Source organism: Chroococcidiopsis sp. CCALA 051, from assembly GCF_003015105.1.
Lineage (GTDB): Bacteria > Cyanobacteriota > Cyanobacteriia > Cyanobacteriales > Chroococcidiopsidaceae > Chroococcidiopsis > Chroococcidiopsis thermalis.
In genome coordinates this window covers 28,903-47,467 of sequence record NZ_PYCI01000039.1, presented here as the reverse complement: position 1 = coordinate 47,467, position 18,565 = coordinate 28,903, and the positions used below count along the sequence as shown (strand labels likewise).

17 protein-coding genes and 1 pseudogene are annotated in these 18,565 nt (G+C 44.8%); 13 read left to right on the top strand and 5 right to left on the bottom strand.

Translation table 11 applies throughout. From position 1 onward, the window contains the following. The 3 genes from C7Y66_RS12005 to C7Y66_RS11995 form a co-directional block, all read right to left on the bottom strand. The coding region (locus C7Y66_RS12005) for a phosphorylase (RefSeq protein WP_106545748.1) at window positions 1-1,252 on the bottom strand (1,252 nt) is incomplete at its 3' end. A 280-nt stretch (window positions 1,253-1,532) separates the two neighbouring features. Further along, window positions 1,533-1,841, bottom strand: coding sequence for a hypothetical protein (locus tag C7Y66_RS12000; protein ID WP_106545747.1), 309 nt, complete (start codon window positions 1,839-1,841; stop codon window positions 1,533-1,535). 94 nt (window positions 1,842-1,935) lie between these two features. After that, complete coding sequence (locus tag C7Y66_RS11995; protein WP_106545754.1) at window positions 1,936-3,567, bottom strand: alpha-D-glucose phosphate-specific phosphoglucomutase; 1,632 nt, start codon at window positions 3,565-3,567, stop codon at window positions 1,936-1,938. A 671-nt stretch (window positions 3,568-4,238) separates the two neighbouring features. Here C7Y66_RS11995 and C7Y66_RS11990 point away from each other — a divergent pair. Then, complete coding sequence (locus C7Y66_RS11990) at window positions 4,239-5,393, top strand: carbonate dehydratase (RefSeq protein ID WP_233222643.1); 1,155 nt, start codon at window positions 4,239-4,241, stop codon at window positions 5,391-5,393. Window positions 5,394-5,429: 36 nt separating this feature from the next. Next, window positions 5,430-7,472, top strand: coding sequence for a primary-amine oxidase (locus C7Y66_RS11985; RefSeq protein WP_106545746.1), 2,043 nt, complete (start codon window positions 5,430-5,432; stop codon window positions 7,470-7,472). Window positions 7,473-7,869: 397 nt separating this feature from the next. Here the strand turns inward: C7Y66_RS11985 and C7Y66_RS11980 are convergent, their stop codons facing one another. Then, complete coding sequence (locus C7Y66_RS11980; protein ID WP_015155559.1) at window positions 7,870-8,094, bottom strand: hypothetical protein; 225 nt, start codon at window positions 8,092-8,094, stop codon at window positions 7,870-7,872. Window positions 8,095-8,166: 72 nt separating this feature from the next. On the opposite strand from C7Y66_RS11980, the gene C7Y66_RS11975 reads away from it, so the two are divergent. The 3 genes from C7Y66_RS11975 (at window position 8,167) to C7Y66_RS11965 (ending at window position 11,260) form a co-directional block, all read left to right on the top strand. Beyond that, the gene (locus C7Y66_RS11975) at window positions 8,167-8,547 is read left to right on the top strand and encodes a DUF1636 domain-containing protein (protein ID WP_015155558.1); all 381 of its coding nucleotides are present in this window, start codon (window positions 8,167-8,169) and stop codon (window positions 8,545-8,547) included. Window positions 8,548-8,789: 242 nt separating this feature from the next. Next, window positions 8,790-10,223, top strand: a complete 1,434-nt coding sequence (locus C7Y66_RS11970; RefSeq protein WP_015155557.1) for a circularly permuted type 2 ATP-grasp protein — start codon at window positions 8,790-8,792, stop codon at window positions 10,221-10,223. An 86-nt stretch (window positions 10,224-10,309) separates the two neighbouring features. Beyond that, the gene (locus C7Y66_RS11965; protein ID WP_015155556.1) at window positions 10,310-11,260 is read left to right on the top strand and encodes an alpha-E domain-containing protein; all 951 of its coding nucleotides are present in this window, start codon (window positions 10,310-10,312) and stop codon (window positions 11,258-11,260) included. A 91-nt stretch (window positions 11,261-11,351) separates the two neighbouring features. Here the strand turns inward: C7Y66_RS11965 and C7Y66_RS11960 are convergent, their stop codons facing one another. Beyond that, a complete protein-coding gene (locus tag C7Y66_RS11960) occupies window positions 11,352-12,911 on the bottom strand; it encodes a metallophosphoesterase (RefSeq protein WP_106545745.1) in 1,560 nt (519 codons plus the stop codon). A 235-nt stretch (window positions 12,912-13,146) separates the two neighbouring features. Here C7Y66_RS11960 and C7Y66_RS11955 point away from each other — a divergent pair. From C7Y66_RS11955 to C7Y66_RS11920, 8 genes and pseudogenes are all read left to right on the top strand, one after another. Beyond that, window positions 13,147-13,538 (top strand): annotated as a pseudogene (locus C7Y66_RS11955) (PIN domain-containing protein). A gap of 306 nt (window positions 13,539-13,844) precedes the next feature. Then, the gene (locus tag C7Y66_RS11950; RefSeq protein ID WP_106545744.1) at window positions 13,845-15,413 is read left to right on the top strand and encodes a class I SAM-dependent DNA methyltransferase; all 1,569 of its coding nucleotides are present in this window, start codon (window positions 13,845-13,847) and stop codon (window positions 15,411-15,413) included. Further along, a complete protein-coding gene (locus C7Y66_RS11945; RefSeq protein WP_106545743.1) occupies window positions 15,403-16,659 on the top strand; it encodes a restriction endonuclease subunit S in 1,257 nt (418 codons plus the stop codon). The genes C7Y66_RS11950 and C7Y66_RS11945 overlap by 11 nt, the downstream gene beginning before the upstream one ends. Next, window positions 16,659-16,919: a DUF4160 domain-containing protein gene (locus tag C7Y66_RS11940; protein WP_106545742.1), complete on the top strand. Its 261-nt coding sequence runs from the start codon at window positions 16,659-16,661 to the stop codon at window positions 16,917-16,919. Before C7Y66_RS11945 ends, C7Y66_RS11940 begins: the two co-directional genes overlap by 1 nt. A gap of 3 nt (window positions 16,920-16,922) precedes the next feature. Further along, the gene (locus tag C7Y66_RS11935) at window positions 16,923-17,183 is read left to right on the top strand and encodes a DUF2442 domain-containing protein (RefSeq protein ID WP_106545741.1); all 261 of its coding nucleotides are present in this window, start codon (window positions 16,923-16,925) and stop codon (window positions 17,181-17,183) included. Between the two features lie 77 nt (window positions 17,184-17,260). Next, window positions 17,261-17,509 carry a DUF4926 domain-containing protein gene (locus C7Y66_RS11930; protein ID WP_106545752.1) on the top strand — a complete coding sequence of 83 codons (249 nt, stop codon included), beginning with the start codon at window positions 17,261-17,263 and terminating at the stop codon, window positions 17,507-17,509. Between the two features lie 5 nt (window positions 17,510-17,514). Continuing rightward, entirely contained in the window at window positions 17,515-17,712 is a 198-nt protein-coding gene (locus C7Y66_RS11925) for a DUF4926 domain-containing protein (protein ID WP_106545740.1), read from the top strand. Between the two features lie 198 nt (window positions 17,713-17,910). Then, window positions 17,911-18,444 carry a transposase gene (locus C7Y66_RS11920; RefSeq protein ID WP_199197397.1) on the top strand — a complete coding sequence of 178 codons (534 nt, stop codon included), beginning with the start codon at window positions 17,911-17,913 and terminating at the stop codon, window positions 18,442-18,444. Window positions 18,445-18,565: the final 121 nt, after the last annotated feature.

The following is an 18,565-nucleotide window of genomic DNA, read 5'->3' as shown; positions in this document are numbered from 1 at the left end:
AGATGTGTATAAGAGACAGTACAACCCGTGCTTGATTTTCCGCCGCGATCGCAAAAAATGTGCCGATTTGGGTTGCTGCTGCCTCTTCGCCACCACCCGCTAAATCGGAAACGCTTCTGACAGCAATAAAAGGGACGTTATTAGAATAGGCTACCATTGCCGATGCGGTGGTTTCCATATCGACAACTAATACATCCGTGTCGGCGTTGCGGTTGCCCTGTTCGTCAAAATTAAGGGTTGTTGCCAGAAATCTCCGATATTGGGCGTTATCGACAAATGTAGGTCCAGCTACCCCATTTTGACCGACGATCAATTGAGGTGGTGGATCGATCGGCGTAGTAGCGCAATTTCCCGTTTGGTCGAGTTGGGGACAGTCCAATAACTTAACTTCTAGCTGACTTGCTGTTTTAAACATTGTCTCATCAACTGTAAACCAAAATTTTAAGTCCTGGTCTGTCTCTGGGTTAACAGACGCACCTGGGAATGGAACTTGACGGATGATTTGTTCGTTGTTTTGGTTGAAATAAAATTGCGGTGCGCGATCGGAACTGACATTTGTATTGCGTAAAAAAGCATTCTTCGCATCTGGTTGAAAGATTCCTGCTGGGTTAGCTTGCCCTGGTTCTGATGCTTGTCCCAGTAAAAAATTGCAAGTTTTAGCTTCCTCTAAGGGGTCTTGCAAGACGTGATTGAGCTGAAGTCCAGGTGAGAACGCACACGGTACGATTTCCGCCGTATTATTGAAATACGTTTCTTGAGGGAAACCCCAACGTTTGGGGATCGTTACCGAACCGATGGGTGTCTCGTTCGGGGTATTAGGGTCGTCATCGTTTGCCCCAACTCCACCAACTCCACCTGCGATCCCGCTAAAAATTACTTTCGAGACGTTAAATTTGTCTAGCGTCAATTGCGTCACCATTGTAGCGTTGACAATACTAATATTAGTCAGCACGACAACGACATTCTTACCGCGCAATTTTCCCTTACTAAAGCGATGTCCGTTAATATTTAGACAGCCATCGAATTTATTTTGACCGTCATTCAAACGCATTTCATCAATAAATCGATCTGCCTCACCAGAAAATGCCGAAACGAGAGCAATTCTGGGAACTGCATCAGTATTAGCTTTACACTCCCCTTGAATCGGAGCGGCTTGAGTGGTGCTGACAGGTAACTGAGACACAAAAGAGAGCAAAACAGGCAGTTGCCACCAACGCAACCTGCTAATAGTTGTATTCTGGCTAAATTTCATGGTTTTGCTCTCCTACCCTTTTGTTGTAACGCTAGGTCATTAGGATAGTAGTATTGGCAACCATGCAAAATGGTAGTATTTGCAACTTAACTATTAGTTAGGAATTAAACATTGTGTTTTGTTGTGAAACTATAGAAAAGTTGACTTATTCGTCAGTGCTTGCTGTAAAAAGCGGGAGTCGGTAGGGGCGCACAGCGGTGCGCCCCTACATGTGCGCCCGTACAGGGGAGTCGGGAGTCAAGAAACAGATTTTGATACCTATTCGATCGCATAATCAGTGCTAGCGCGCGGGAGCGTTGCAACGATTGACGATCGCCGGATTCGCGCGATTCCCTTTAGTTTGCAGATCTGCTAGCGTACTTCCGAGTAGATACAGTCCACCACAAAGCATGGGTAAACCGATGAGTACAGTTAGCCCAAAAACGAGTATTTGACTTGAATCTGATTCAGTTACAACTTGGCGATCGCTAGGAGTTGTATCATTACCCAATGGTTGCCCACAGACACTACAGCAATTGGAATGAGTTCCTGCATCGCCAGAGCGTCGTACAGTCACTGCTAAAAGCTGTTCTCCCAGAGTTTTTGCCATAACACAGGGGTAAGTAATAAGTCGTAAGTCGTAAGTCGTAAGTAAAAAAACACTTACGGCTTACGATAACTGATAACTGACTACTGATAACTGATTAAGTAATCACCGTCGGTTTTGACATGCCAGTATATTCGCGAATTTGAGCAACTTCCTGGGCGATCGCAATTGGTTCGGCTAGCGCTTGTTGTACCTCTAGATCTTGTTTGCTAGAGTCACCTTCGTAGCTTTCAAAGTAAACCCGCAATGTTGCTCCTTGGGTTCCTGTACCGGAAAGGCGGAAGACGATCCGAGAGCCGTCAACAAAACCAATCCGCACGCCTTGTTTGCTGCTGATACTACCATCAATCGGGTCGGTGTAGCTGAAATCGTCTCCATATTCGACTTCATATTGTCCGTAACGCTTACCTTTGAGTGTGGGGGCGACAGAACGCAGCTTTTCCATTAAGGTGTTGGCGCGATCGCTATCTACTCCTTCATAGTCGTGGCGCGAGTAATAATTGCGTCCGTATGTCTGCCAGTGTTCGCGCACGATGTGTTCTACCGATTGTTGGCGCACGGCAAGGATATTCAACCAAAATAACACCGCCCACAGCCCATCTTTTTCGCGAATGTGGTTGGAACCCGTACCAAAACTTTCTTCCCCGCACAGGGTGGCTTTGCCTGCATCGAGGAGATTGCCAAAAAACTTCCATCCCGTCGGAGTTTCGTAACAATCAATTCCCAATTTAGCCGCTACGCGATCCGCCGCTTGACTTGTGGGCATAGATCTTGCAACTCCAGCAAGTCCTGAAGCATAACCAGGGACTAATTTAGCGTTGGCTGTCAGCACTGCTAAACTATCGCTAGGGGTGACGAAGAAATGTTTGCCCAAGATCATATTGCGATCGCCATCTCCATCGGAAGCAGCACCAAAGTCAGGCGCATTGTCTCCAAACAGAATTTCTACGAGGTCGTGGGCATAGACTAAATTTGGGTCTGGGTGTCCGCCGCCAAAATCTTCTAAAGGCGTACCGTTGACTACCGTACCTTGCGGTGCGCCCAAGCTTTGCTCGAAAATTGCCCGGGCATAGGGACCCGTGACTGCGTGCATGGAATCAATGCAGATGCGTTTACCAGAGGTGAGAAATTGACGAATGCGATCGAAATCAAATAGCGACTCCATCAACTTTTGGTAGTCTTGAACTGAGTCGATCGCCTCAACCGTCATCTCGCCCAACCGAGACTCACCTAACGTATCTAAATCGATATCTGGCGCATCCAGAATTTTGTAGCGATCGATTGTTTTACTACGGGCGTAGATTGCCTCAGTTACCTTTTCCGGTGCGGGTCCACCGTTGCCAGTATTATATTTTACGCCAAAGTCCCCATCTACCCCACCTGGGTTGTGGCTGGCAGAGAGAATAATTCCGCCCAAAGTTTTGTATTGGCGAATAATACAGGAAGTCGCAGGAGTAGAGAGAATGCCGCGATGACCGACCTTAATTCGGCTAAAACCATTCGCAGCAGCCATTTTCAAAATAATTTGGATCGCTTTTCTGTTGTAGTAACGACCGTCACCACCCAAAGCTAAAGTTTGTCCCTGACAACCTTCGAGACTATCGAAGATGGATTGGACGAAGTTTTCTAAATAGTGGGGTTGCTGAAACACTTTGACCGCTTTTCGCAAACCAGAAGTACCTGGCTTCTGGTCGGTAAAGGGAGTAGTGGAGACTTCAAGGATATTCATGGAATAGGTTATTGTTCCTGACCGAGCGTTTGCAACTGTAAACTTCTCAAAAAGGGCGATCGCGCTATTTGGAATTTTCGATCTATATTCGTGATTGCACTTAGCACTGTGACACTTTGCTTGGAATATCAGAATGTCTGGCGCTATTTTCACATTACCATCCTCCCTTGCCATCACTCTCAAGTCAGTTATCAGGGAGCGCACGAGCAGGGAGCAGTGAATTGCGTGGTGCGATGAAAGCTGAGAGGAAGGTGCAGAGGCGATCGCTACGCTCATGCTTCGCGCTTCCCAGCTATGAGGCAAAAGCCGATCGCGATCGCTGAAGGTATGAAAGGTTTTGCATTGCCTCCAAAATAATAATTTATCGAACATTTTCGCACTGGATTGCCTAATGCTTTAGTTGTTGAGTTGGTAAATGCAGGTCATTTTTTTCAACCTACTTCTACTGAACGAGTTTACAAATTAAAAACCTGCCAAATAAGCGTTCAATTTAGAAAAACAATGTGCTGTTGTCCCGCTTTAAAATTTACGATTAGAGATGTAAGTACAGACAAAAGTTGTGATTTTGATAAATCGCATCTTATATTATTATTATGGCGAACTATTCAACCTTAGAACTTCAAGTTAAGCTTCTAAATACACAACTTGCCATGACTTTTGGTAAATAATCTATGTTAAAGAATGCTAAAAGTAGGTTGAAGCTTTTCGTGTTCCTCGGTCTGATTGTTATTATTTTTACACTAAATACGATTGTTGTTAACGTTCAGTCTCAGGGTTCGACCAGTTTATTTGAACCATTTAAAATCGTAGTTAATTCTAGCTTTATTAGTCCGTTGGATGAGTTTTTTGGTAATATTTTAATTGGGCGAAAAGTTTTTATTGCTAGTAACACTATCATCCGAGCGGAACCCGACACTCGCATTTGTATTGGCGATCGGACTAATTTTCAAGACAATATTTTATTTCTAGCCCTCCGTAGAAATACGGCTCCTCCAAGTGCTTGTGCAGCAAAATCAAGTAGTACTGGCGAACGAGTGAGTATTGCTCATCAGGCAAATATTGAGAATTCACAAATTGGCAACTTCACCTTTATCGGTTTTCATACTCGCTTGCGCAACGTAGTGCTAGAAGACGGTGCTTTTGTACTGCATGGTGCGATTCTGTCGAACGTGCGGATTGGCAAAAACCGTTTAGTACCAATTGGGGCAGTTATTACAACTCAAGCGCAGGCTGATGCTCTCCCACTCAAAACGGAAGCTAATTCTAAGTTTCAAGAAGAAGTATTAGAAGTCAATGCTGAGTTTGCTGAAAACTACAGCCACCTATACGAAGAAGCAGGATTTGATGCCGTAACGGGTGTTAGTACAGCACCAAAAACATCTTGGAATCCGAAACCAGTCAAACCCACGATCGGTCAGAATGTGAAACTCGATGAGTTTGCTCGCATCGTTGGAGATGTCAGGCTTGGCAATAATAGCACCGTGGGACAGCGAACTTCAATTCGTGCTGATGAAGGCACGCCAATTATTATTGGAGAGAATGCCCAAATTGAGGATCGAGTCACGTTTCATGCGCTCAAAGGTACGAGCATCCATATTGGTAAAAACTTAGATACGAGCGATAACATCGTTTTTCACGGACCTCTCGAAGTTGGTGATAATCTCACAATTGGAGATGATACTGTATTATTTCGTTCTAAAGTTGGTAATGACGTGACAATCGGCAGCGAGGCTATAGTGGTGGGCGTAACGCTGCAAAACGGCGTAAAAGTTCCCGATCGCGCTATTATTACCACCCAGAAGCAAGCAGATGCCTTAGTGCGATAGCCAAGGCTACAAATCTGACAGCGCAGAAGTTTTCCTATGTTGCAAATTCTTTCCCAGTTATTCTCGAAGCGGCGAAAGCAATTTTGGTTATCTATAGCCATGTTTATCGTAGTCGCGATCGCCATCGGTTCGATTCAAATCTCTCTAGCTCGAATAGTCACCCCTACTCATCCACTCGATTCATTAACGGCACAAGAGATTACAGCAGCCGTTGCACTCATTAAACAAAAAATGCCCCAACAGGAAATTCACTTTCCCATCGTTGCTCTGAATGAACCAGATAAAACAGAAGTCTTGAATTTCAAGCCAGGACGACCCTTCAAACGAGAAGTTTTTGCCGTGGTTTACGATCGCTCTCAAAACAAAACCTACGAAGCTGTTGTAACTTTAAAACCTAAAACTAAAGCTAAAGCTGCGGTTTTATCATCCTGGCAAGAGATTCCTGGCGTGCAGCCAGCCATCATGGAACCAGAATATGAAATAGCAGCGGCAGTCACTAAAGCCGATCCGCGCTGGCAAGCAGCCATGAGGAAGCGAGGCATTACTGACTTCAAACAAGTTGTCGTTGAAGGCTGGGCAGTAGGGCTGGTGACTGAAGCAGAAAAGTCAAGTGGGGCGCGTCTGTGTCGCACGTTATCTTACTTCAAAGGCGATCGCTGGAACTATTACGGCACGCCAATAGAGGGAGTCGTTGCAACTGTCGATCTCAATGCGAAAAAACTGGCTAGTTTTAGCGATACGGGTGTCGTAGCTCTCTCCAAGGAAAATTGGGACTACGATCCGCGATCGCTTAGCCCCCTAAGAACGGCAGCCAAGTTACTAAAAATCCTGCAACCAAACGGTCACACCTTCAAACTCAATGGTAATGAAGTGAGTTGGCAGGGGTGGAAATTCCGCTACATGATGCATCCACGGGATGGCTTGATCCTTTACCAAATGCAGCATGAAGACGGTCGCGAATTTCGTCCAGTCATGTATCGTGCCAGCCTATCTGAAATGGTCGTTCCCTATGGCGATCCCAATCCGCAGTGGTCGTTTCGCAATGCCTTTGATGTCGGAGAATACAATTTCGGTACGCTAACTAATACTCAGGAACTAGGCAAAGAAGTTCCTGAAAATGGGGTATTGCTAGATGCAGTGCTAGCAGACTCGCAAGGCAAACCTTATGCCATGCCTGATGTTATCGGGATCTATGAAAAAGATAATGGCGTGTTGTGGAAGCACTACGATTATAGATCCGAACGCAAGGATGTCCGACGCGATCGCCAGCTCATTGTCACAACGACAGCCGCGATCGGTAATTACGACTATGCCATCAACTGGATCTTTCACCAGGATGGTTCTTTAGACGTTCGTGCTGACTTGCATGGAATTGTTCTAGCCCAAGGATCGGATTCTGTCACCACTGCAAATCGAGATACCTACGGCAAGTTAATCGCCAAAAACATTGTCGGTGTCAATCACCAGCACTTTTTTAACTTTCGGTTAGATCTGGATGTAGACGGTGAAGCAAATATGCCGATGGAAATGACGGTTCAATCCCTACCTATCGGTGCAAATAACCCTCAAGGCAATGCATTTGTTGCCAAAGACGCGCCGCTAACAACAGAAAAAAGCGCCGTCCGAGATCTCAGTATGGCAGAAAATCGAAAATGGGCGATCGCCAGTACGACTCGCAAAAATCAACTCGGCGCACCCACGAGTTATATGCTCATGCCGTCTGGAAATACAGTCTTTTTTCCCCGCCAAGACGCAACAATTCGCGATCGCGCGGGCTTCGCTACTCACCATTTCTGGGTGACTAAGTATAAACCTAAAGAACTCCACGCTGGAGGAGAATATCCCAACCAAAGCAACTCCCAACAGGGCTTACCTACCCTTGTTGCGGATAATGAACCGCTTATAGGTCAAGACTTGGTAGCTTGGTACACGTTCGGTACTACCCACGTTCCTCGCCCTGAAGACTGGCCTGTTATGCCCGTTCACCATGCTGGTTTTAAGTTGATGCCCATAGGGTTCTTCACGCGCAATCCTGCTATTAACCTACCAGAATCAACGCCCATCAATCACTCTTCCTAATTAGAACTGTTGACATAGCAGTTTTAAATGATTTGTAAAGTAGGCTTCTAGCCTGCCACAGGCTAGAAGCTTGCTCCACCATGAATCAAATAGGATTGCTATAGTTAATGGCTCATAGTTGATGGCAATTTACTATCAACTACCAACAACAGAGTTCTTGCAAAAGCGCTAGATTTTAAAAAATTTAATACTCGTAGAACGCAGATGGAGTTTGAATGCGCACAAGAGAACATCATGAATGGAATTCACAACCAGGAATGAAGATTCTTTCTCACTCCCGACTCCTGTACGGGCGGGTTTTGACTCCTGGTTTACTGCTGAGGTTGTAAATTTGTTTGCGCGCACCCGCCTCTACGACTCTTGATTCTCCATCAGATCGCAATGCAGGCTCTAATATCTACTGTCCTAAACCAGCTAAATACCCAAAGATGCCGTGACCAGTCAATACTTCCATTGCAATCAAAGCCACAAAACCAATTGCTGCTAAACGCCCGTTGAGTAGTTCTGCGTACTCGGTAAAACCAATGCGAGGGGTCTCATCTACATACATTTTGGGTTCGACTGCGAAATTGTTGAGCTTTTCGCCTTCGCCAGGTGAAGTAATATATCCAGAGCGTGTCATGAGGTTGTTTTTGTCTATTTGTTACTTTGTCTTAAATAAACTTAACAAACTTTATTAAGTTTTGCAACATTTATGAACGAGAAACACACTGTATTTGTCTGTACAACCTGCGCCAGTACTTGGCAGGACGGTAAACGAGTGGGAGTGAGTGGTGGTCAAATCTTGTTCGATCGCTTAACCCAACTTTATGAAGAGTGGCAACTCGCACCAGAATTTTCTTTACAAGCGGTGGAGTGCATGAGTGCGTGTAACTCTCCCTGCGTTGTGACGTTTGCGGCAGCAGGAAAGTGTACTTACGTATTTGGGACACTACCAGCTGAAGATAGCGCTGCTGCCATACTCGAGTGCGCTAGCAAGTATCATGCTAAGAACGACGGTCTGCTGCCATGGTCGGAGCGACCGGAACCACTGAAAAAAGGTATTGTGGCGCGAGTTCCGCCCATGAGTAGTTGAATTCTCAGGCTGGTTTCACCCCAGCCAAAGCGCCACTACCTACCCCTTATTTACGAATTAACAATTGATTTTGTAGTCAAAACTACAGTTGAAATGCGATCGATATTCTATTTGGTAAGGTAATTCAATATTGACGACAGACAAACTGCGATCGCTAAAAAGTAGCAAGTCGGAAGAACTTCTGACTTACGACTTACGACTTACGACTTACGACTTTCCCCCTTACCCCTACCCTTTCTATTGTGCGATTCGACAATTACGAACCAGGAGACTTTTACGACGAGCTATTCGTCACTAAAGACAAACCTCGTGCGGAGGCAATTCCACTGCTAGAAAGAATTAATTCTCTACCAGCTGGAGAATTACAACGGCGACATCAAGCAGCGCAAATTGCTTTGATGAACATGGGAGTCACCTTTAATGTCTACAGTGAGGGTGAAGGTACAGAAAGGATTTTTCCCTTTGACATCATTCCTCGCATTGTCTCAGCCGAAGAATGGCAGTCTCTAGAAAAGGGACTGAAGCAACGGATCTTTGCCCTGAACTTGTTTATCAACGATATTTATAACGAGCAGAAAATTATCAGAGATAGCGTGATTCCGAGCGAGTTAATCGAATCGGCTACGGGATTTTTAAAGCCTTGTATTGGACTAAAACCGCCTGGTGGGATCTGGTGTCATATTACCGGAACAGACCTAGTGCGCGATCGCGATGGTCGTTGGTACGTGCTAGAAGATAACATGCGCTGTCCTTCTGGCGTTTCCTACGTGCTGGAAAATCGTCGCGTCATGAAAAGCACTTTTCCCAAAGTCTTTGAGTCGATGACAATTCAGCCCGTTGAGGAATATCCCAGTCATTTACTAGAAACCCTACTCAACCTGGCTCCTCCTCAACTCTACGATCCAACGGTAGTTGTTTTAACACCAGGAATTTATAACTCAGCTTACTTCGAGCATTCCTTCTTAGCACAGCAGATGGGTGTGGAGTTGGTAGAAGGACGAGATTTGGTAGTGGCGGATGGCTACCTACAAATGCGGACTACCAAAGGCTTAAAGCGCGTTGATGCCGTTTATCGCCGGATTGACGACGATTTTATCGATCCTTTAGCATTTCGCCCCGATTCTTTATTAGGCATACCTGGACTGATGGAAGTCTATCGTGCGGGTAGAGTGGGGCTGGCTAACGCACTAGGAACTGGTGTAGCTGATGATAAAGTCATCTACGCATACGTTCCAGCGATGATTCGTTACTATTTGGGCGAAGAACCGATTTTATCTAACGTTCCTACGTACCTTTGTTGGGAACCAAATCAACAAGCTCATGTTTTGGCAAATCTCGATAAGTTAGTTGTCAAAGCAGCGAATGAATCTGGTGGTTACGGAATGCTCATTGGTTCTTCTGCTACCCCAGAACAACGCCAAGAATTTGCCGAAAAAATTAAGGCTAGTCCGCGCAACTACATTGCCCAACCAACTTTGTGTTTGTCTCGCGTGCCAACCATTCTAGAAGACCAATTTGAAGGCTGTCACGTAGACTTGCGACCGTATATCCTCTACGGCAAAGAAATTTACGTCAATCCAGGTGGACTAACCCGCGTTGCCCTCAGAAGAGGTTCTCTAGTCGTCAACTCCTCCCAAGGTGGAGGGAGTAAAGATACTTGGGTGGTATGTAAATGAGTGGATAGTGGCTGGTGGCTAGTGGCTAGATGAAGAATTCAGCTACTAGCCACCGATCGCTGATAACTGATAACTGATAACCGATTATGCTAAGCAGAGTTGCTGATTCAATTTACTGGTTAAACCGTTATGTAGAAAGGGCAGAAAATGTTGCCCGTTTTATTGATGTTAATTTAACTCTATTGTTGGATGCTCCTACGGGAGAAGCGCAGCAGTGGAAACCTTTGATTTTAACTACAGGAGATTTATCATTATTTCAAGAACGCTACGGTGAAGCGACAGCAGAAAATGTGATTCAGTTCTTAACGTTCGATCGCGAATATTCTAATTCGATCGCTTCTTGCTTGTTTGCTGCTAGAGAGAACGCGCGATCGATCCGTGAAATTATTTCCTCGGAAATGTGGGAACGGGTAAATGCATTTTACTTCCTAGTCAAGGAAGCGGCTCAATCTCATACCGTTCCTGAATGGTCGAATTTTTTTGCTGAAGTCAAGCTAGCCAGTCACTTGTTTGCTGGGGTGATGAATGCAACCATGACGCACAATGAAGGTTGGCATTTCGGACAAATTGGACGTTTGTTAGAACGGGCTGATAAAACTGCTCGAATTTTAGATGTAAAATACTATATTTTGCTACCTTCAGCTAAAGATGTGGGGACGACTCTAGACCAGTTGCAATGGATAGCATTGCTAAAATCTGCGAGTGCTTACGAGATGTATCGTAAATGGGGACGACATCGCATTGCGCCTACAGCTGTAGCGGAATTTTTGATTCTCAACCGCGAATTTCCTCGTTCGATTCAATTTTGCTTACTCCAAGCAGAGCAATCGCTACATCAAATTACTGGAACTCCCATCGGTACTTGGCAAAATCCCGCCGAACGCGCACTCGGTCGATCGCGATCGGAATTGGAATACATCACAATTGAGGAAATTGTCAATATTGGACTGCATGAATTTCTCGATCGCATTCAGCATCAAATTAACGATGTGGGTGACAAGATTTTTACGACTTTTGTAGCGGTCGATCCTGTTTAAATGAGTCGTGAGTCGTAGAGTTGAATTTTTGGCATAAACCTCGGCAAGCGCGATCGCCTCACTCCTCACTTCTCGCCATTACCAATACTATTCAAATCGTAAAAGGATCGATCGCGTATCTGTGCCACTGCTTTTGATATCGTTCGGTAACAAAAGGACGGATGACAAATTTAGGGGGACAACCATCTTGTACGTCAATTCGCAAACAAGTGTAGGGGCGACGTTTTTCGGTAGCATAACCGTTGCGACCGACAAACAGATGCGATCGCGCTACTAACCTTTCTTCCGCCTCTCCTTCCATTAGATCTGTCCCCTCTTGGCGCTGGCGGCGCAAGCTGTAACCGCTTCCACCACAAACAATCCAATTGATATTGGAGTCAGCGTGTCCCGTGTCCATTGTTTTTAGGTATTCTAAACAGTGGGCGTGACCGTTTAAAACTAGATCGACAATCGGACGACCTTGGGGAAGAGAACCCACAGCCTCAGCGACTCCATTGAGGACGTTACGCAAGCGATCGCGAACTGCTAAAGTTTGCGCTTGATGCCATTTTGTCGCCTCAGTCACATAGGGTGGATGATGGAAGTACAGCACCCTACCCCGTACCTCATCTGTATGCCACGATTCAATTAATCGCTGTTGCAACCAATCGAGTTGTTCGGTGTCGGTGACAACTGCTTTGTTAATAGCTAATTGCTTTTCGATATCGACAATAATTTCTTCAATCTGCGACAGTTTGACTTGCAAATCGTCTAGTTGTTCTGCATCGTCGGGATCGTCGGGATTCAGTTTGTCTGATGCGTCAAGAATTTGTAGCTTTTCTTGTTCTAGGCGATCGCGGCGCTGTATTAACTGCTGACGACGTGCTTCTCCCTCTGGGGTGGTTGATAGTGGGATCGGGTCGTTAAACGTGTTGGAATCTAAAGCAAAGAAATCAATTCCGCCATAGCGAAAAGTATAGTAACGATTGGGCAAGCGAGTAAAATGCCCGGGTTCGTAGCGCAAGCAATAACCCGTATCTGTTTTCGCCGTGTAGTGTCTATTTAAGTGATTATCTAATTCGCCAGGTAGTCTCAACGCTTTGAGATAATCTAAAAATGCTCGTGCATAAGCATCACCTTGTTTCGATCCGTGCCAACCTACATCAAAGTCTCTTCTAAATTTAAGCAGACGGCGCACGGGTAATGTCGTCAAAGAGATTGCGCCAAATAATAATGGCAAATTGTAATAATCGTGATTTCCTAGAACTGGTAGGATTGGCGACTTAAAAACCATGCGATCGTAGGCGATCGCTTTGGGATTTTCGCCACCGACTAAAAACTCTCGATAAGGCTTGATGAAATTATCCAGATAAAACTCGCTCGATCCAACTAGATAAATGACATCGCCCGTATGTAGCATAAAACTACTGTCGGCAAGATGCGGCTGCAATAGTCCAGCTACCTCGCGTTGGGGATTATTATATCGGTGCGAACCAGTGCCAGTATCGCCGATAACTAAAAACGAAAACTCTGGATCGTCCGCTCGATTGTCTTCCAGCACTAGCCGAGTTTGGTCAATTCCTCGTCGTTGAATGACAGGATCTTGCCACCGGACTCGTTCCTTCATTCTGCTAATTTTGTCAGCGATCGCGGGATCGGACACGAGTTTCAAGGTTACTTACCTCTAGATGCTCAACTGCAAACCACAACAATCGTAATTGTAGGTCTAGTTGTAGGGCATCTATCAATATGGGAATTTGGTAAATTGAGGTCATTGATGCTGACGGACAGGTAAAAGTTATCCCCTTAAATGTTCCTGCCAAAGCGTTGTCGGGAATTCTGCACCGTGAGGGAATGAAAGCAGCAACGATCGAGGAAATGGAGCAAGCGATCGCACCTGGGTACGAGTGATTGGACTTGATACGAATGTCTTGCTTCGCTAACACGGGATGACGAAAGCCAGTGGCAACAAGCTTGTGAGGTAATAGAAAGCGGGCAACTGTGCTTCATCGCCAACATTGTACTGTGCGAATTAGTGTGGGTTTTGCGAGGCAACCCCTATAAATTTGGTAGAGAGGAAATTCTTAATACCTTAGAGATGATGCAAAGCCCTACTTTCGAGTTCGAGAACCGTTCTGCGGTTTATCAGGCATTGCAAAGAGCAAAACAGGGTAGAGCCAATTTTTCCAATTATTTAATAATTGGGGCGATCGCGATTCATGCAGATTGCCAAGAAACAGTGTCCTTCGATCGCAAGCTTGAGGGAGAAAGGGGTTTTAGGTGCTTGACACAAGACTAGTCAGGTAAGATGCCTAACCTACTTTCTTGGGCTTCAATGTCAAATTTTACGGGTGCGATCGCATCCTATCCCGATCGCTGGCTGTAATCCGCTTCAGTTCAAAAAACCCGATCGACAACCGTAATTACGCTTAACTAACCACAACTTACTTATAAATGCTGCTTATCAATGCCGTAATCCTGCCGAGGACATTTGGACAGTCTAATTTTTATGCTCGAACCATAGAATATTAGGGCATCAAATCCGATCTTGCAATAATCGAGCCGCGATCGCCCTTTTCGTGGATGAGGGAGCAGGTGCGATCGCATGGGACGGGGCAAAAAGAGTGCAGAACCACGTAGCGCAGGCATCCTGTCTGCGGGACTAGGATTTGAGGAGAAATTGTGGGCGGCGGCGGATAAACTGCGCGGTCACATGGATGCAGGGGAGTACAAGCACGTTGCCCTCGGTCTAATTTTCCTCAAGTACATATCGGATGCATTTGCGGAACAATACGAAAAAATCGCTGCCGATCCTTTAGCTGACCCCGAAGATCGCGACGAATACACGGCTGAAAATATTTTTTGGGTTCCTGCTGCGGCGCGTTGGTCGCACTTACAAGACAACGCCAAACAGCCCACCATCGGTAAGTTAATCGATGATGCATTGGTGGAAATTGAGAAGGAAAACCCCTCACTTAAAGGTGTTCTGCCTAAAGACTATGCTCGCCCTGCCCTCGATAAGCAACTACTAGGTGAGTTAATCGACCTGATCGGTACGATTGGGCTAGGAGATAGCGCCAGTCGCACAAAAGACATTCTCGGTGGGGTTTACGAATATTTCTTAGGTCAGTTCGCCAGTGCTGAAGGTAAGCGGGGCGGACAGTTTTACACTCCCCGTTGCGTGGTTAAACTGATGACCGAAATGATTCAGCCCTATAAGGGGCGCATCTACGATCCGTGCTGTGGTTCGGGCGGTATGTTCGTGCAGTCGGAAAAGTTCTTGCAGGCGCACGGCGGAAGGATTGGCGATTTGGCGATTTACGGGCAAGAGTCGAACCCGACGACGTGGAAACTATGCAAGATGAATTTGGCGATTCGGGGGATTGATGGCAATCTCGGTTCCCAAAATGCCGATAGCTTCCACAACGACTTACATAAGGATTTGAAGGCTGATTTTATTCTGGCTAATCCCCCCTTCAATATGAGTGATTGGGGCGGCGATCGCCTGTTAGAAGACGGACGCTGGAAATACAATACTCCACCTGTAGGCAATGCCAATTATGCCTGGGTGCAGCACATGATCCACCACTTAGCCCCAAATGGCATCGCGGCTTTTGTGTTGGCGAATGGTTCGATGAGTTCTAATCAGTCAGGGGAAGGCGAGATTCGTAAGGCGATCGCAGAAGCGGATTTAGTTGATTGCATGGTGGCGCTGCCAGGAAATTTATTCTACAACACCGCGATTCCCGCTTGTCTTTGGTTTTTGACAAGGAATAAGAAAAACAGTAAATTCCGCGATCGCAGTGGCGAAACCCTATTTATCGATGCGCGAAAGATGGGGGTGTTAATTGACCGAGTACACCGCGAATTGACAGAGGAAGACATCGCCAGAATTGCCCAAACTTACAACGCTTGGCGGGGAGATAAAGGCGCGGGTGAGTACGCAGATATCCCTGGTTTTTGCAAGAGTGCAAAGCTTGATGAAATTGCGGCTCATGGTTACGTTCTCACGCCAGGGCGGTATGTGGGAGCCGAGCAAGCCGAGGATGACGGCGAGGCGATCGAGGAGAAGATGCGGTTGCTGGCGGTGAAGTTGGAGGAGCAGTTTAAGGAGTCAGCACTGCTAGAGACAATAATCCGGCAGAATTTACAGGGGTTGGAATATGGCGGGTAATTGGATTAAAACAGCCCTTGGCGATGTTCTTACTTTACAAAGAGGTTTTGATCTACCTGCACAAAACCGTCGTTCCGGTACAGTACCAGTAGTTGCATCTACTGGCATAGTGGGTAGACATGACAAAGCTCCAGTCAAGTCTCCAGGTGTTGTGATAGGAAGAAGCGGTAGTATAGGTGGCGCTCAGTTTATAACGGATGACTTCTGGCCACTCAACACAACACTTTGGGTAAAAGACTTTAAAGGAAATTATCCAAGATTTGTTTACTATCTGCTCTGTAGCATCGATTTTAAGGGATTTAATGTTGGCAGTGGAGTTCCAACCCTCAATCGCAACCATATTCACTCCCTAGCTGTTAGTATTCCTTCTTCTTACTCTGAACAAAAAGCGATCGCACACATTCTCGGCACTCTTGACGACAAAATCGAGCTAAATCAGCAGATGAACCGGAATCTAGAGGCGATCGCCTCTGCAATCTTCAAATCCTGGTTTGTAGACTTCGATCCTGTTCGTGCCAAGCTGGAGGGACGACAGCCAGTAGGTATGGACGCTGCAACTACTGCCCTTTTCCCTGATTCATTTGAAGATTCGTCACTAGGGGAAATTCCGAAAGGATGGATGCTGGGTTCGCTAGCTAATCTTTGTGTTGTTCAAGGAGGATTTGCTTATAAAAGTAAGGATTTTATGCAAGAGGGAGGATACCCAGTCATCAAAATCAAAAATATTAGAGAAGACGGTACTGTTGATATCGACGATATTCAATATATTCCTAATCAAATAGCACATAAAACTTCAGATTATTGGCTAAAGAATGGCGAACTTGTAATGGCAATGACTGGAGCTACTGTAGGCAAGTTTGCGTTAATCCTGAATCGACAGCTACTCAGTCTTCTCAATCAACGAGTTGCAAGAATTTCACCACTTAAAAAGTATGGTGGGTTTGTGTGGTTTGTATATTGTGCTCTTTTAGAAACGGATTTGGTCGATCAAATAATATCAATTGCTGACGGCAGTGCTCAGCCAAATATTAGTGCATCAGGTATCGAGAGTGCTCGGCTGGTAATTCCACCAGATTCGTTGATTAAATCCTTTAATCAAAAGGCTAATGCTCTATTTGATAAAATTATTTCCAACCGAGTAGAATCTCGCACTCTCATAGCCACCCGCGATACCCTACTCCCCAAACTCATGTCAGGCGAAATTCGAGTGAAGGAAGCCGAAAAAATTTTGGAGGATGTCGCCTAATGCCTGAAATCAGCCGCTTCTTCGGCATCGTCATCACTATGTACTACAACGACCACCCGCCACCTCATTTTCATGTACGCTATAGTCAACAAAAAGCCCTCATAGCCATTCAAAACCTTACTCTCTTTGAAGGACAACTAACCTCCAGAGTGCAAGGACTTGTAATTGAATGGGCAACCCTTCACCAAACAGAACTCATGTCAAACTGGGAGTTAGCAAGGCAAAACGAACCACTACAGAAAATTCCACCACTGGAGTAATCTATGCTCAAAGATATTATCTCAGTTAAACCCTTAGAAGGATATCAACTATACCTTTGCTTTGAAGATGGAACAGAAGGAATTGTTGATATCAGTCAGGTTATCCAATTCACAGGAATATTTGCACCACTGCAAGATCGAGCCTACTTTTCTCAAGTGCAAGTCAATCCAGAAATAGGAACGATTAGTTGGTCAAACGAAGCCGATTTAGACCCAGATGTACTTTATTCCATTGTTACAGGTCAGTCAATTCCAAACTATTAAAAAAATAACTTAACTACAGCAATAGATTGAAATTAGCTTTTATTTTAGTCACCCAATTGAATCTAAAAAATTCAAAAATGAACTTTGAATTCTACCAACGTGTAGCTTTAACCCGCGACTTATCAGAACATCAGTTAAAAATAGGTGATGTTGCAACCCTAATTGATTTTGTCCCTCATCCTAGCAGTGGTGAAGATGGCTGTGTTTTAGAAGTTTTCAGCGCCACTGGTGAATCGATCGCTGTAGTCATAGTACCAAAATCAGATCTTAAACCCCTAAAAAATGATGAAATTCTCACCGTTCGTTCTCTAGCAGAAGCTAGTTAAGCTAAATGAAATTACTCGATGTCGTTGCCCTTTTAGAAGATTTACCTGAAATCAGTTTATATCAAGGACAAGTTGGAACAATTGTAGAAGAATATGAACCTGGAGTTTTTGAGGTTGAATTTAGTAATTTAACAGGTCATGCCTATGCAATCGAAACCTTAAAAGCTCATCAGTTAATGCTGTTGTACTATCATTGTTTTTGAAAAATCTAAATCACAAAAATGTAGACATATTTAAAAATATAAAAAATCATCCATTTATTTTATTGAAAACTAATAAAACTAGCAATCATTTCTTGTGGGGTAGGCTTCCAGCCTGCCCTAACAAGTAAATCTGAGACTGGACGGGCAAGATGCCCATCCCACAAATATTGTTAATTTCTTTTATTCAAAGTAATTTTAATGACAGAGCCAAAACTTAAAATTAAATACAGAGAGTTACCCCACTGGGAAATAGATGGTGCTGTATATTTTATCACTTTTAAAACTTGGGAAAGACTTGAATTAACTTCAGCAGCTAGACAAGTAGTAATGGATGCTTGCAAATTCTTCAACAATCAAAGATATGACATATTTGTTCTAGCTGTCATGCCAGACCACGTACACATATTAATGCAACCATTGCCGAAAAGCGATCGCGAGTTTTGGTCGCTCACTAGTATTATGCATAGTATTAAAAGCTATAGTGCCAAACAAATCCCGAAAGTTATGCCCCACATTGGTACTATATGGCAATCCGAACGCTACGATCGCATTATTAGAAATTATCAAGAGTTTGACAATACTTGGGAATATATTAGACAAAATCCTGTCAGCGCAAAACTTTCAAATACTCCAGAACAATATCCCTTTTTCTGGCAGATTGCGGAGATAGAAAAAGATAGAATATACAAGATAATTGTCCCACACTGCAAATCAATCAGTAACAGTGAATAGTGGGGCAGGCTTCTAGTCTGCATAATAAATGCAAGATTGTTGTAGTACAAATAATTTGTAATTTTTTATAGTAATTATGCAGTCAGGTCAGGTGCAAGCAGGATGTCTGTCTCACTAAATT

Bases quoted from the DNA above. Each gene is read 5' to 3' on its own strand.
- C7Y66_RS11945 (WP_106545743.1), top strand. From the start codon at position 15,403: ATGGCGGGTAATTGGATTAAAACAGCCCTTGGCGATGTTCTTACTTTA.
- C7Y66_RS11995 (WP_106545754.1), bottom strand. From the start codon at position 3,567: ATGAATATCCTTGAAGTCTCCACTACTCCCTTTACCGACCAGAAGCCA.
- C7Y66_RS11930 (WP_106545752.1), top strand. From the start codon at position 17,261: ATGAACTTTGAATTCTACCAACGTGTAGCTTTAACCCGCGACTTATCA.
- C7Y66_RS11990 (WP_233222643.1), top strand. From the start codon at position 4,239: ATGTTAAAGAATGCTAAAAGTAGGTTGAAGCTTTTCGTGTTCCTCGGT.
- C7Y66_RS11935 (WP_106545741.1), top strand. From the start codon at position 16,923: ATGCTCAAAGATATTATCTCAGTTAAACCCTTAGAAGGATATCAACTA.
- C7Y66_RS11980 (WP_015155559.1), bottom strand. From the start codon at position 8,094: ATGACACGCTCTGGATATATTACTTCACCTGGCGAAGGCGAAAAGCTC.
- C7Y66_RS12000 (WP_106545747.1), bottom strand. From the start codon at position 1,841: ATGGCAAAAACTCTGGGAGAACAGCTTTTAGCAGTGACTGTACGACGC.
- C7Y66_RS11950 (WP_106545744.1), top strand. From the start codon at position 13,845: ATGGGACGGGGCAAAAAGAGTGCAGAACCACGTAGCGCAGGCATCCTG.
- C7Y66_RS11940 (WP_106545742.1), top strand. From the start codon at position 16,659: ATGCCTGAAATCAGCCGCTTCTTCGGCATCGTCATCACTATGTACTAC.
- C7Y66_RS11965 (WP_015155556.1), top strand. From the start codon at position 10,310: ATGCTAAGCAGAGTTGCTGATTCAATTTACTGGTTAAACCGTTATGTA.
- C7Y66_RS11920 (WP_199197397.1), top strand. From the start codon at position 17,911: ATGACAGAGCCAAAACTTAAAATTAAATACAGAGAGTTACCCCACTGG.
- C7Y66_RS11925 (WP_106545740.1), top strand. From the start codon at position 17,515: ATGAAATTACTCGATGTCGTTGCCCTTTTAGAAGATTTACCTGAAATC.
- C7Y66_RS11985 (WP_106545746.1), top strand. From the start codon at position 5,430: ATGTTGCAAATTCTTTCCCAGTTATTCTCGAAGCGGCGAAAGCAATTT.
- C7Y66_RS11975 (WP_015155558.1), top strand. From the start codon at position 8,167: ATGAACGAGAAACACACTGTATTTGTCTGTACAACCTGCGCCAGTACT.